The organism is Streptomyces violens (genome assembly GCF_000717745.1).
GTDB lineage: Bacteria > Actinomycetota > Actinomycetes > Streptomycetales > Streptomycetaceae > Streptomyces > Streptomyces violens.
Genome location: NZ_JOBH01000012.1, coordinates 113,503 through 126,291, shown reverse-complemented (window position 1 = coordinate 126,291; position 12,789 = coordinate 113,503). Strand labels below are relative to the sequence as shown.

At 73.7% G+C, this 12,789-nt stretch carries 12 protein-coding genes and 1 pseudogene; 10 read left to right on the top strand and 3 right to left on the bottom strand.

The annotated features are described in order from the left end of the window. Positions 1-81: 81 nt before the first annotated feature. A complete protein-coding gene (locus tag IF04_RS0123845) occupies positions 82-810 on the top strand; it encodes an AfsR/SARP family transcriptional regulator (protein WP_245654486.1) in 729 nt (242 codons plus the stop codon). Positions 811-879: 69 nt separating this feature from the next. On the opposite strand, the gene IF04_RS0123840 is transcribed toward IF04_RS0123845, so the two are convergent. Beyond that, positions 880-1,944: a fatty acid desaturase family protein gene (locus tag IF04_RS0123840; protein WP_051831502.1), complete on the bottom strand. Its 1,065-nt coding sequence runs from the start codon at positions 1,942-1,944 to the stop codon at positions 880-882. A 38-nt stretch (positions 1,945-1,982) separates the two neighbouring features. Further along, positions 1,983-2,981, bottom strand: a complete 999-nt coding sequence (locus IF04_RS0123835) for a bifunctional lysylphosphatidylglycerol flippase/synthetase MprF (RefSeq protein ID WP_030261505.1) — start codon at positions 2,979-2,981, stop codon at positions 1,983-1,985. 181 nt (positions 2,982-3,162) lie between these two features. Between IF04_RS0123835 and IF04_RS0123830 the strand changes: the two genes are divergently transcribed. The 9 genes and pseudogenes from IF04_RS0123830 (at position 3,163) to IF04_RS0123790 (ending at position 11,690) form a co-directional block, all read left to right on the top strand. Further along, on the top strand, positions 3,163-4,167 hold the full coding sequence (locus IF04_RS0123830) for a diacylglycerol/lipid kinase family protein (RefSeq protein ID WP_030261503.1): 1,005 nt from the start codon (positions 3,163-3,165) through the stop codon (positions 4,165-4,167). Between the two features lie 8 nt (positions 4,168-4,175). Next, positions 4,176-4,841: pseudogene (locus IF04_RS40280) on the top strand (MmgE/PrpD family protein); the annotation flags it as partial. A 969-nt stretch (positions 4,842-5,810) separates the two neighbouring features. After that, positions 5,811-7,091: an aspartate aminotransferase family protein gene (locus tag IF04_RS0123820; RefSeq protein WP_030261782.1), complete on the top strand. Its 1,281-nt coding sequence runs from the start codon at positions 5,811-5,813 to the stop codon at positions 7,089-7,091. 5 nt (positions 7,092-7,096) lie between these two features. Then, positions 7,097-7,597: a type II toxin-antitoxin system RatA family toxin gene (locus IF04_RS0123815; RefSeq protein WP_063829518.1), complete on the top strand. Its 501-nt coding sequence runs from the start codon at positions 7,097-7,099 to the stop codon at positions 7,595-7,597. 3 nt (positions 7,598-7,600) lie between these two features. Beyond that, complete coding sequence (locus tag IF04_RS0123810) at positions 7,601-8,137, top strand: hypothetical protein (RefSeq protein ID WP_030261498.1); 537 nt, start codon at positions 7,601-7,603, stop codon at positions 8,135-8,137. Beyond that, positions 8,130-9,107: a ferritin family protein gene (locus IF04_RS0123805; protein WP_030261496.1), complete on the top strand. Its 978-nt coding sequence runs from the start codon at positions 8,130-8,132 to the stop codon at positions 9,105-9,107. Before IF04_RS0123810 ends, IF04_RS0123805 begins: the two co-directional genes overlap by 8 nt. 9 nt (positions 9,108-9,116) lie before the next feature. Further along, the gene (locus IF04_RS0123800) at positions 9,117-10,148 is read left to right on the top strand and encodes a beta-ketoacyl-ACP synthase III (protein ID WP_245654485.1); all 1,032 of its coding nucleotides are present in this window, start codon (positions 9,117-9,119) and stop codon (positions 10,146-10,148) included. A gap of 91 nt (positions 10,149-10,239) precedes the next feature. Beyond that, on the top strand, positions 10,240-10,470 hold the full coding sequence (locus IF04_RS0123795; protein WP_030261491.1) for an acyl carrier protein: 231 nt from the start codon (positions 10,240-10,242) through the stop codon (positions 10,468-10,470). Beyond that, positions 10,470-11,690: a beta-ketoacyl-[acyl-carrier-protein] synthase family protein gene (locus IF04_RS0123790; protein WP_030261489.1), complete on the top strand. Its 1,221-nt coding sequence runs from the start codon at positions 10,470-10,472 to the stop codon at positions 11,688-11,690. Before IF04_RS0123795 ends, IF04_RS0123790 begins: the two co-directional genes overlap by 1 nt. 51 nt (positions 11,691-11,741) lie before the next feature. On the opposite strand, the gene IF04_RS0123785 is transcribed toward IF04_RS0123790, so the two are convergent. Beyond that, positions 11,742-12,536, bottom strand: a complete 795-nt coding sequence (locus tag IF04_RS0123785; RefSeq protein WP_051831501.1) for an AfsR/SARP family transcriptional regulator — start codon at positions 12,534-12,536, stop codon at positions 11,742-11,744. Positions 12,537-12,789: the final 253 nt, after the last annotated feature.

The window sequence follows — 12,789 nt, the reverse complement described above, 5'->3', positions numbered from 1 at the left end:
ATGATCGAGTTCAGGATTCTCGGTGGCTTGGAAATGCTTTCTCCGGAGGGCCGTGTCACGGTGGCCGGCGGATTTCAGCGCATGCTGCTGCAGGCCCTTCTGGTGAGCGAGGGGAAGGCGGTGTCCAGTGAGACGCTGATGGCCGAACTGTGGGGGGAGTCGGCCCCGGCCGGCGCGGCCAACGCCCTGCAGGCCCACGCCAGCCGGCTCCGCAAGAAGCTCAGGGTGATCGAGCCGGGCCGGGACCGGCCACGCCTGGTCTGTCTGCCGTACGGCTACCAGCTCCTCATGGACGGCGCGCAACTGGACGCCACGGCCTTCATGGAGAGCGCGGCGCGCGCCGAACGGCTGCGCGCCGACGCGCCCGAGGAGGCCGTCACCCTGCTGCGCGGCGCGCTGCGGCTGTGGCGCGGGGCCGTCTGCGGCGGCAGCCCCGGCGGCCCGCTGGGCAAGGCCGCCGCCGCACGGTACGAGGAGCACCGGTTGCGGGCCCTGGAGACGCTGTTCGACAGTGAGCTGCTGCTCGGCCGGGGGACGGCGGTCCTGGCGGAACTGCGGGAGGCCCACCTGGCCAACCCCCTGCGCGAACGCTTCTGCGAACAGCTCATGGTCGCGCTGTACCGCTCGGGCCGGCAGGCCGAGGCGCTGGACACCTGCCGGCAGACCTGGCAGTCCTTGATCGAGCAGCTCGGCGTCGATCCCTCGCCGTCCCTGCGCCGCGTGGAGCACGCCATCCTGGTCCATGACCCGGCGCTGGCCAGCGGCCCGGTGTCGGCCGTGCACGCGGCGCGGATACCGTCCCGCAGCTGAGAACCGGCGGCCTCCGCGCCGCACACGCCGCGCCGGCCGCCCTCCGTCCCCACGGAGGGCGGCCGGACTTCAGAGCGCTCGCCGGTGGCGTCCCGCCCGCTCCTGATCCGCCCGCATCGGGGCGCTGACCTCGTGCAGGAAGCCCGCGACCTCCCGGTAGGAAGCGGCGAACCCGAGCTCCCGGTACGGCAGTCCGTGCAGCACGCAGTACCTGCGTACGATCTTCCGGCACCGGCCGAGGTTCCGCTGCGGCATCGCCGGGAACAAGTGGTGCTCGATCTGGTAGTTCAGGCCGCCGTACAGGAAGTCGGTCAGGACCGAGGGCCGGACGTTGCGCGACGTCAGCACCTGCCGCTCCAGCCAGTCCAGCGCCTCCTCCTCGCCCTCGCGCACCGCCATGCCCTTGTGGTTGGGCGCGAAGACCAGGCCGAGGTACACCCCTGTCGCGGCCTGGTGGACCAGCAGGAACGCCACGGCGTGGAGCGGCGGCAGCACGAGGAACAGCGTGCCCAGGAAGACGACGGCGTGCGCCAGCAGCAGGGCGCCCTCCAGGAGAGGGCGCCGCATCACCCCGCGGACGACCGCCAGTACCGAGGTCTTCTGGATCTTGTACGCCTCCAGGACCAGCAGCACGAAGAAGAGCACCGCCTGATGGCGCACGATGAACCGCTGCCGGGCGTTCCGGGTCGCGTACTGCTTCACATGGAAGACGGCGGTGCGGCGGGCGATGTCGGGATCGCGGTCGATGTGGTTGGGGTGACTGTGATGACGGTTGTGGTGGTTCACCCACCAGCCGTAGCTGATCCCGTTGACCAGATTCAGATGGATCAGCCCCACGGCGGTGGCGGCGCGCTTGTCGCGGAACATCGCCTTGTGACCCGCGTCGTGGCCCATGAACGCGCACTGTACGGAGCACAGCGCCAGGTACACGGCGACGGCGAGCTGCCACCAGGAGGCGCCGAGGAGGAGGAACGCCGCCAGACCGGCGCCGCACAGCGCCGCGTTCAGCGTCAGCCGCCAGGCGTAGTAACCGGGTCGCAGCGCGAGCAGACCCGCGTCCTTGACCTGGCGGAAGAGCTCGGTGAACGGTGCGCCGGACAGCGCGCCGGAACGGTACGGGGATGCGTGGGTCATGCCGGATGGCCTCCTGCAGTGTGGGTGGCGGCGCACGGCTACAGCGCGTTGGCCGCCCGGAAGACATGGGTCAGCGACCTGAGGGAGGCCCGCCCGCGGAAGGCGATGTACTCCGGGATCACCACGTCCGGCGCCCACTTCTCCTTGTAGGCGAGCTGGCTGCGCGCGGGATACACGGCATCGCCGCGCTCCCACAGCTTGCCCACCAGCCACCGGAACGCCGGGCTGTGACCGGGCACTTCGCACGCGGGATCGAGCCCGGTGAACGGGGTGAAGCCGAAGTGCAGCCAGCGCGCCCCCTCGCCGCGGAACACCTCGATCGCGTGGCTGTTGATGGCCTCCGCCACCCCCGGCGGCCCGTCGGGGCGGCGCCGGCTCAGGTCGTGCAGCCAGCCGGACCGGCTGCCGTAGACGGGAGAGTACGAGATGTACCCGGCCAGCTCGCCGTCGATCAGTCCGACGAACAGCCGGCGGTGCCGCTGGGCCGCGCCGCCGTGCTGGCCCACCAGGAACTCCAGCGGCCTGGCGTGCTTCCCCTTGCCCGCCAGCCAGCGCGCGTCCAGCTCACGCAGTGCGCCGGTCCACTGGTCCGCCGGGGCTTCCTGAACGGTCAGGCCGCTCCGCAGCGACCGCGAGATCTTGTTGCGGAGCCGTACGAAACGGGAGCCGCGCAGGCTGAAACCGGCAAGGTCCACCGCATAGGACGCGCCGATCTGGTTGACGGTGAACCCCAGCTCCGCGTAGCGCACGGCGTCGGCCTGCTGGAGCTGGATGCCGACCAGCCGCAGCCGCTGCCGTCGTGCGTATGCAGCGAATGCGCCGAGCAGCCGGGAATAGTGCTCGGCGGGCGCGAAAGGCCCGCCGAACTGGACCAGGCAACGCCCCGAACGCCGGTAGACGATCACGCCTTCCGCGCCCGGCGAAGTGAAGTAGCTGTTCCCTTCGTTGAGTGCCAGAAAAGCGCTCGGATTGGCGGAATGCGAGTAGCTGCTGATGGCCTTGTGGGCCAGCGTATCCGAGGCCGGTTCGGTGGTCATACGTCCATTCCTCCGAGCATGCGCAGTGGACGGGCCGGCATCCGAGTAGAGCAGTGCGGGCCGGTCGCGACAAGTAATTCCCGGGCCGAGGAACGGGAATTGAGACCTCGTCAGTGAAGTGTCAGGGGAATATCAGGAGAAGGTCAGGAAGCGGTCAGTGCGCTGGGCCAGGCTGCTTACCGTGAATTCCTCTCCCTGCCCGCCGCGTGCCCTCGTCGTGGCCAATCCCGCGGCCGGCGGCTACTCCGCCGAACTGGTCGACCACCTTGCCGCCCGCTGCCGCGAACAGCTCGCTTCGGTGACGGTGCACCGCACCACCGGACCGGGCGACGCCACCGCCGCCGTACGCCGCGCCCTGACCGAAGGGCCCGTCGGAAACCGCCCCGGACTGGTGGTGGCGGTGGGCGGCGACGGCACCGTGCACGAGACGGCCGAGGGCCTGCTCGGGCAGGACGGCGACGGCTCCCCGGCGGCGCTGCTCATGATCCCCGGCGGCAGCGCCAACTCCGGCTACCGCATGTTCTGGGACGACCGGCCCTGGCAGGACACGGTGTCGATGGTCCTCGGCGGCCGGGCGGCGGTACGCCGGATCGACCTCGCCCTGCTCGCCGAGACCGGTGGCCATGTGCTGCTCGGTTCCTGCACGGGGCTGGGCGCCCAGATCCTGACGGCGGTCCGCACGAAGGCCAACGGCACAGCAGCCAACGGCACGAAGGCCAACGGCACTCCGGCGCCCGGCGCGGGCCGCGCCCGTTACGCGCGCCTGCTGGCCGAGGCGGCCGCCGACTTCCGCCCCTACCCCGGCCGGGTCACCGTCGACGGCACAGTACTGGCCGAAGGCCCGACCGTGCTGGCCGGCGTCGGCGGCGGGCGCTACCGCGCGGGCCAGTACCTCCTGCTGCCCCGCTCCGAGGTGGACGACGGACTGCTGGACGTCTGCGTCGTCAGCGGCCGGACCGACCCGGCCCTGCTGCCCACGCTCGCCCGCGACGGCCGCCACCTGGATCTGCCGGGCGCGGCGTACGGCCGCGGGCGGCGGATCGTCCTGGAGCGGCTGGACGGCGAGCGCCTGGTCCTGGAACACGACGGCGAGCTGCGCGACCGCATCGGTACCACCGCCACCTTCGACGTGCTGCCCGGAGCGCTGCCGGTCTGGGCAGCCCCCCACGGACAGCAGGGCAAGTAGGTACCGCCATGGCCTTGTTCGAAGACCTCGCAGGCTGGGCCGCGCGGCTCACGCCCGACGCGGTGCCCGCACGTGTGCTGCGCCGCGCCGCCAGCCAGGTACTGTCCCAGCTCGGCGCGGTCCGCGCGGGCGCGGAGCATCCGCTCGGCCGGCGCCTGGCGGCCGCCTTCGGGCCGCCGCTGCAGAGCGACCCGCGGCAGGCGGCAGCCGTACTGGCCGGCCTCGGCTCTTTTCTCAACCTCGACGACACCGCCTACGCCGGGCACCTGTCCAACTCCACCGTCGCGGTGCCCCTCGCCTACGCCCACGCGCGGCGGCTGGACGGACCCGCGCTGCTCACCGCCGTCGTCGCGGCCAACGAGTGCGCGGCCCGCATCACCGCCGCCGCGACGCTCGGCCCGCTGCGCGGCCAGACCGCGCTGCACGCCCACCTCGCCGGCGCGGTCGCCGGGCGGCTGCACTGCGAACGCGCCCCGGCCGCCCGGTGGACGGCCGCGCTCGGCCTCGCGTACGCGCAGCCGCCCTGGCCGCTGATGCGCGCGTTCCTCGCCAGCGACGCCCGCGTCCTGAACGCCTTCGGACCGGTCCGTACCGCCATGGACGCCTGCGACGCGGCCGCCGCCGGGCTCACCGGCGCGCCCGACCTGCTGGAACACCCGGACGGCTTCCTGCGCCGGTTCGCGACCGTACCGCTGCCCGAGGCGGTCACCGCGGGACTCGGCACGCGCTGGCACACCGAGACGTTCTCGTACAAGCTGCACCCCGGCGGGCCCGGCATCGACGCGGCCGTGGACTGCGCGCTGGACCTCCACCACGACCTGGGCGCCCCTGACGCCGCCGCCGTCGAGGACGTCCTCGTGGAGGCGTCCCTCTACACGGTCCTCGCCGGGCAGCGCGCCCGCCGCTACCTCGACGGGCCCGGGCGGCCCCTCGGCGCCCTGGTCCTGGACATCGGCCATCCCGTGGCCACCGCGCTGCTCACGGGACGGCTGACCGTCGCCGACCTGGTACCACCGGCCGCCGACGACCCGGTACGCCGCGCCGTCGCCGGCAAGGTACGGCTGCGGCACGACCCCGGCCTGACACGGGAACTCCTGGCCTCCGAGGCGCCGTTCGGCGAGGCGCTGCGCCAGGCGGGACCGGCGGCCGCGGCGTGGCTGCGCGAGTTCGGCGGCGACGACCTGGTCCGCCTGGCGGGCGAACCGGCGCCGCCCGCCGCCGACTTCGCCGGATCCGCCAAGGCCACCGGCGCCCGGGTGACCGTCCGCCTCACCGACGGCCGCACCGCCGAACGCGAACTGCTGATCCCGTACGGCGCCGCGGGGCCGCACACCCGTGCCCACCACGCCGACCTGGTACGCGCCAAGTTCCGTGCGCTCGGCGGGCCGGCCGGTGTCGCCGACGCGCTGCCCCGGCTGCCGGAGATGACCGCGGCCGAACTGCGTGCGTGGACCGAGGAGGCCCTGGCCTCCGGCCCGGAGGGCCCGTCGCCGGGCGCGGATCAGGCAGCCGTCAGCGATCCGTCAGGTGCCCGTGCCACTGTGACAGCGCATCCCCACCGGCCGCCGCACGGCCATGTCCCGTGGACCGCCCGGCCCGACCGGCGCACCGGTCCGGCCGACGACATCGAGGAGCAACCGCCCGTGAGCGCTCCCGCGTTACCCGGTACCGGTACGGACGCGGAGATCCTCCGCCTGTACCGGGCCCACCTGAGCAAGGGCCGCGCGACCCTGGCCGAACTGTTCGGCGGTCGCATGGAAGTCGCCTCGTCCGGCGCCTGGCTGACCACCAGCGACGGCGAGCGGTACCTGAACTGCGGCGGTTACGGCGTGTTCCTCATGGGCGCCCGGCACCCCGCCGTCATGGCGGAGGTACGCCGCCAGCTCAGCGTGCACCCCGTCGGCACCCGCATCCTCCTGGAGCCGGCCGTCGCCCGTGCCGCCGAGGCGCTGGCCGCGGTGACCCCGGCCGGCCTGGACCGCGTGCACTTCTCGCTGTCCGGCACCGAGGCGGTGGAGACCGCGCTGAAGCTGGCCCGCGCGAACGGCCGGCGGAAGGTGGTCGCCACGCACCTGGGCTACCACGGCAAGACGCTCGGCGCCTTGTCGGTCTCCGGCAAGGACCTCTACCAGCGGCCGTTCCGCCCTCTGCTGGACGGCGTCAGCCACGTCCCGTACGGGGACGCCGACCTCCTGGAGAAGGAGCTGGCCGAAAGCCCCGGCGAGGTCTGCGTGATCGTCGAACCGGTGCAGGGCGAGGGCGGCGTGATCATCCCGCCGGACGGCTACCTCCGCCGGGTCGGCGAACTGTGCCGGGAGTACGGCGGGTTCTTCGTCCTGGACGAGGTGCAGACCGGACTGGGCCGGCTCGGCACGTGGTGGGGCGCCGACGCCGCGGAGGTGGTGCCGGACGTACTGGTCGCGGGCAAGGCGCTGGGCGGCGGCGTCGTCCCGGTCTCCGCCGCGATCGCCACCCGCGAGGCGTTCCGGCCGTTCGACAAGGACCCCTACCTGCACACCGGTACGTTCTCCGGCGCCCCGCTCCTCATGGCCGCCGTCCAGGGCGCGATCCGCGCCGTACAGGAGGACGACCTCGTCCCGCGCGCCGCCGCGCTCGGCGCCCGGCTGCTGCCGCGGATCACCGAGATCGCCGCCCGCAACATCCCGGACCTGGTCACCGAGGTACGCGGCCGGGGGCTGCTCATCGGAGTGGAACTGGTGGAGGCGGGCCTCGCGGGCGAGCTGCTGATCGAACTCTTCAACCACGGTGTGGTGGCCAACCACTCCATGAACGGCAGCAACGTGGTGCGGTTCACCCCGCCCGCCGTGCTCACCGACGCGGACGTGGAGCATCTCCTGGCCGCCTTCGACGGGGCCACCCGCGACCTGGTCGAGCACGCTGCCCGGATGCCGGAAAGGCGGTAGCTGACATGCGGCACGTGACCGTGGAAGCACTCATCCCCGACGTCCCCGCCGAGGCCGTCTTCGACGCCGTACTCCACTTCGAGCGCTACCCCGAGCTGACCCCGCACGTGCGCTCGGCCGTGGTCCACGAAGGACCGCCGGGGCCACAGGGCAGTTCCAGCTGGGAGCTGTACTTCCGCAGCGGCCTGCTGCGCTGGACGGAGAGCGAGACCTACGACCGGGAGCGGCTGCACATCGCCTTCCGGCAGACCGAAGGCGACTTCGACGAGCTGTCCGGCAGCTGGCTGCTGAGGCAGGCGGGCCCGGACTGCGCCCTGCGCTTCGACGCCGGCTTCTGCTTCGGCATCCCCAGCATGGCGGGCATCCTCGACCCGATCGCCGCGCGCGTCATCGAGGAGACCGTCGGCTGGGCCGTCAACGGCATGTTCGCCGGCGTCCGGCTCGGCGCGGCGGCCCGGCCGGACGCCGCGCACGACGAGGCCCAGCCGCTCGGCGCGGGGGACTGACCGGTGGACCAGGCCAACCCCTTCGAGACCCGGACCACCTTCCGGCTGCACCGCGCCGAGTACCTGGCCGGGCTCGCCGTGACGATCGTCCTGATCGTGCTGCACTTCGACGAGATCCGCTGGCTCCCGGCGCTGCTCCTCTTCGCGTACATCGACGTCATCGGCTACCTGCCCGGCGCACTCGCGTACCGCCGCAGCCCCGACAAACGCATCTCCAAGATCTACTACATCCTCTACAACACCATGCACAGCCTGCTCACCGCCGGCGCCGTCGCCGCGCTCTGGTGCTGGCTGGTGCGCCCCGAGTGGGCCCTGCTGGCGCTGCCGCTCCACCTGTGCGGCGACCGCGGCCTGTTCGGCAACTTCCTCAAACCCTTCGCCCTGCGCTTCGAGCCCGAACCCGAGCCGCTGTACCAGCGGCTGGCCGACGCCCTGCGGCCCCGCGGCGCGGGTGCCAGGGTCCCGGCCCCCGACGCCGTGCGGGCCCCGGCCGGCGGACCGGTCCGCGCCCACCACAGGAGGACACCCCACGATGACTGACGCCACACCCGCGGCGGACTGGGACACCGCACCCGGACTCCTCGACGGGGCCAAGACCCTCGACCTCACCGCCGACCAGTGCGACCTCGCGTACTGGCTCCGCCACGTCGCCCAGGGCACCCTGCGCGGCCGCGCGGTCACCGGGCACGCCGACGAGGCGCCCGTACCCCCGTACATGAAGGAGCCCGGCCCGCTGCGCGAGGCGCTCACCCTCGAACTCGGCTACCGCTCGGTGGCCGAGGAGATGGCCACCCGGGCGCTCGGATACTACGTCGCCCACGCCCCCGGCATCGCGGAGCTGGAGTTCTACGCCACCCAGCTGCTGGACGAGGCGAGGCACGCCCGGGTCTTCCGCGAACACCTCGTGGAACTGGGCTCACCCGCCCGCACGCTGCTGGACGACATCCAGGACATGTCCGCCGACTACCGCACCCGGGTGCTGCGCCCCATCGAGCAGTACTGCCTCGAAGTCGTCCGTGACCGGGCCGACTTCGCGGGCGGGGTCGCCGTCTTCACCATCATCGTCGAGGGCGTCCTCGCGCCCGCCGCCGAGCTCAGCGAGCGCAAATGGGACCGGCTGGACCCGGCCGCCGGGGAAATCTCGCGCGGTGCGGCGATCGACGAGATCCGCCACCTCACCGTCGGCAGCTCGATCCTCCGCGACCACCTCGCCGCCCACCCCGAGTACCGGCCGCGGCTGCTGGACATCCTGCGCGAGGGCCGGAAGCTGTGGGACGACCTGCCCGACGCCGAGTACGTCCTCGCCCGCGAAGAGCTCTTCCAGGAAGGCATGCGGCAGCACGCGGACGTGGTCGGCGACTACGAGATCTGGCCCGGCCGCCGCATGCTCGACACCACCCCCGAGGAGCGGTACGAGATGGCCGGGCGCTGGACGGACGAGATGGCCGAGGTGCGCCTGGTCCACATGGGGCTCCCGGAGGCCGTCGCGGTACTGGGCGGAGAGGGCTGAGGGGGAACGGTGAACGGTGACCAGCTGACCCGGGCCGACGCGCCCGCGGCGGTCGTGGCCGGAGTGGGCGGCCACGTGCCGCCCGGCGTGCTGACCAACGACGACCTCAGCGCCCGCCTGGACACGACGGACGAGTGGATCCGTTCCCGGACCGGCATCGCCCGGCGCCGGGTCGCCCCGCGCGGCACGGCCACCTCCGACCTGGCGGTGGCGGCCGGCCGGCGGGCCCTGCGCTCCGCGGGGTCGCCCACGGTGGACGCGGTGCTGGTGGCCACCATGACGCCGGACCACCAGGCGCCGGCCACCGCACCGGAGGTCGCCGCACGGCTGGGCCTCGGCGACGTGGCGGCCTTCGACCTCGGCGCGATGTGCTCCGGCTTCGTGTACGGGCTCGGCGTCGCGTCCGGAATGATCGCCGGGCGCCTCGCCGGGCGCGTCCTGCTCATCGGTGCCGAGGTACTGACCACGGTCGTCGACCCGGAGGACCGTTCGGTGGCGGCGCTCCTGGCCGACGGGGCGGGCGCGGTGGTGCTGCGCGCGGGCACGCCGGACGAGCCGGGCGCCGTCGGTCGCGTCGTCCTCGGCAGCGACGGCACCCGTGGCGAACTGCTGAAGATCGCCGGCGGTGGTTCCCGGGAGCGGCAGAGCGGCCACCCGCCCGCCCCCGGCGGCGAGTACTTCCGCATGCGCGGCCGGGAGGTCTTCCGGCAGGCGGTGGAGCGCATGGCGGATGCCTCGCGCGCCGCGCTGGAAGCCGCGGGCTGGAAGACCGGCGACGTCGACCGGCTCGCCGCCCACCAGGCCAACGCCCGCATCCAGGCAGCGCTCGGCGCCGAACTCGACATCCCCGCCGAACGGCAGCTCAGCAACATCGCCGACACCGGCAACACCGCCGCCGCCTCCGTGCCCCTGCTGCTCGCCGACAGCGCCCGGGACGGCCGGCTCAGGCCCGGTCACCGGCTCCTGCTGACCGCCTTCGGCGGCGGCCTCACCTGGGGCGCGACCACCCTGGTGTGGCCGGACGTGACCCCCGGGGACTGACGGCCGCTCAGCGCCCGGGTACGGCCTCCGGTTACCGACGACTCCCCACCGCCCACGACTCCCCACCGCCCACGACTCCCGAGGAGCGACCATGTTCGAACAGCTGAAGGAGATCCTGGCCGGCAAGCTCCAAGTGCCGGCGGACCTCATCACCATGGAGGCCACGCCCGAGGCCATCGAGCTGGACTCCCTGGCCGTCGTCGAGCTCTCCCTCGTCCTGGACAAGGAGCTCGGCATCAAGATCAGCGACGACACGCTGGCCGAGGCGGGCACCGTCGGCGACATCGTCCGGCTCATGGAGGAGCGGGGGGCGACGCTCTGATGCCCGGTGCCGACGCGGTCGTCACCGGTATCGGGCTCGTCTCCCCGGCGGGCATCGGTACCGAAGCGAACTGGGAGACCGTCTGTGCCGCGAAGCCCGCCGCCGCCCTGGACCCGGAGCTGGACGGCGTACCGGTACGGCTCTCCTGCCGGGTCCCCGGCTTCGACGCGGCCGCCCTCCTCGGGGCGCGCCGCGCCCACCGCCTGGACCGCTGCGTGCAGTTCGCGCTGGTGGCCGTGCGCGAAGCCCTCGCCGACGCCGACCTGGATCCCGCCGACTGGGACGGCACCCGGGTCGGCGTCGTCCTCGGCTGCGGCCTCGGCGGACCCGCCACCGCGGAGCGCGAGCACCAGGTGCTGCGGGAGGAGGGCGCGCAGTGGGTCTCGCCCCTGCTGCTGGCGATGCATCCGGTCGGCATGCTGGCGGGCCAGGTGGCCATCGAGTGCGGCGCCCGCGGCCCCAACCTCGTGGTCAGCACCGCCTGCACGTCCGGCACCGCCGCGATCGGCATGGCCCGGGACCTGCTGGCGCTCGGCCGCTGCGACATCGTCCTGACCGGTGGCGCCGAGGCCCCCGTCACCCCGCTCACCGTCGCCGGGTTCGCGCAGATGGGTGCCCTCTCGCGGCGCCACGACGACCCGGCCGGGGCCTCGCGCCCCTTCGACGCCGACCGTGACGGCTTCGTGGCGGGGGAGGGGGCCGGGCTGCTGGTCCTGGAACGCCCGGAGCACGCACGGGCCCGCGGGGCACGCGTACGCGCCCGCGTTGTCGGATACGGCGGCTCCGCCGACGCCCACCACATCACGGCCCCGCACCCCGAAGGCCGGGGGATCGAGGCCGCGGTGCGGGCGGCGCTCGCCGACGCGGGCGCGTCCCCGGACGAGGTGGCGCACGTCAACGCCCACGGCACGTCGACCCCGTTGAACGACGCGGCCGAGGCCGCGGTGGTGCGCCGGGTCCTGCCCGGCGGCCCGCTGGTGACCTCGACCAAGGGTGTCACCGGGCACCTGATCGGCGCGGCCGGTGCGGTGGAGGCCGCGTACACCGTGCTCGCGGTGGAACGCGGGCTGGTGCCGCCGACCGCCAACCTCGACCGGCCCGACCCCGGTCTGGACCTCGACCTCGCCACCGCCCCAACCCCCCGCCGCATCGGGCTCGCCCTCTCCCACTCCATCGGCTTCGGCGGCCAGAACGCGGTACTGGCGGTGGCTCCCGCGTAGGACGTGAGGGCGGTCCGGGACCACGCCCGGACCGCCCTTCAGAAGGCGCGTCTACAGCGCCGGCACGTCCTCCTGCCGGAGGATCGCCCGTTCCAGCGCGCGCAGCTCCCGGCCCGGTTCGAGGCCCAGCTCCGCCGCGAGACGGTGGCGGGCGCGCTGGTACGACGCCAGCGCCTCCGCCTGCCGCCCCGACCGGTACAGCGCCGTCATCAGGTAGCCGCTCAGCCGCTCGTTCAGCGGGTGATCGCCCACCAGACCGGTCAGCTCGTGCACCAGCGCCCGGTGCCGGCCCAGCCGTAACTCCAGCTCGATCCGCTTCTCGGCCGCCGCGATCCGCTCCTCCTCCAGCTGTGCCGCGGCCCTGCCCGCCGCGTCGCCCGCGAGGCCGGACAGGGCGGGCCCCCGCCACAGGCCGAGCGCGGCCCGGTAGAGCCCGGCGGCCTGTTCCGGCCGGCCGTGTGCCGCGGCCAGGTCGGCGGCCGCCACCCGCTCCCGGAACACCGCCACGTCCAGGTCGCCCGGCTCGGCACGCAGTATGTAGCCGTACGTCCGGGTCTCGATCCGGCGGCCGTCGTACACCGCGTCGGCCAGCTTGTGCCGCAACTGCGAGATGCAGATGTGGATCTGGCTGCGGGCGGTGTTCGGCGGCTGTTCACCCCAGACTGCTTCGATCAGCCCCGCCACCGGCACCACGCGGCCGGCGCTGAGCAGCAAGGTGGCCAGAATGAGCTTCTGCCGGGCCGCCCGGAGTGGCAGCGGACATGGCCCCCGCCCCACCTCCAGTGGCCCGAGAAGGCGGAACAGCGGCTGGGCGTCGGGTCGGGGACGGTGGTCGGAACGGGGCATGAACCTTCTCCGTGCAAGAGAGTGTGGGGGTGCCGTGCTTCCGGACCGTGCGCACACTAGACGCCTCGCCGAATCCCGCTCAAGCCGGGTGATTCGGTACAGGGGAACATGAGCCAACCGCGGTACCGAGGTTTGCGCCCGAAGGGCGTGACCAGGTGCGGGGAGGCACGGGCCCGCGGCGTCAGCGGGACGTCAGCGTGCCGTCAGGGGCGGCCCGCACAATGGCCCGGACCCCACGACGATCACGGAAGCG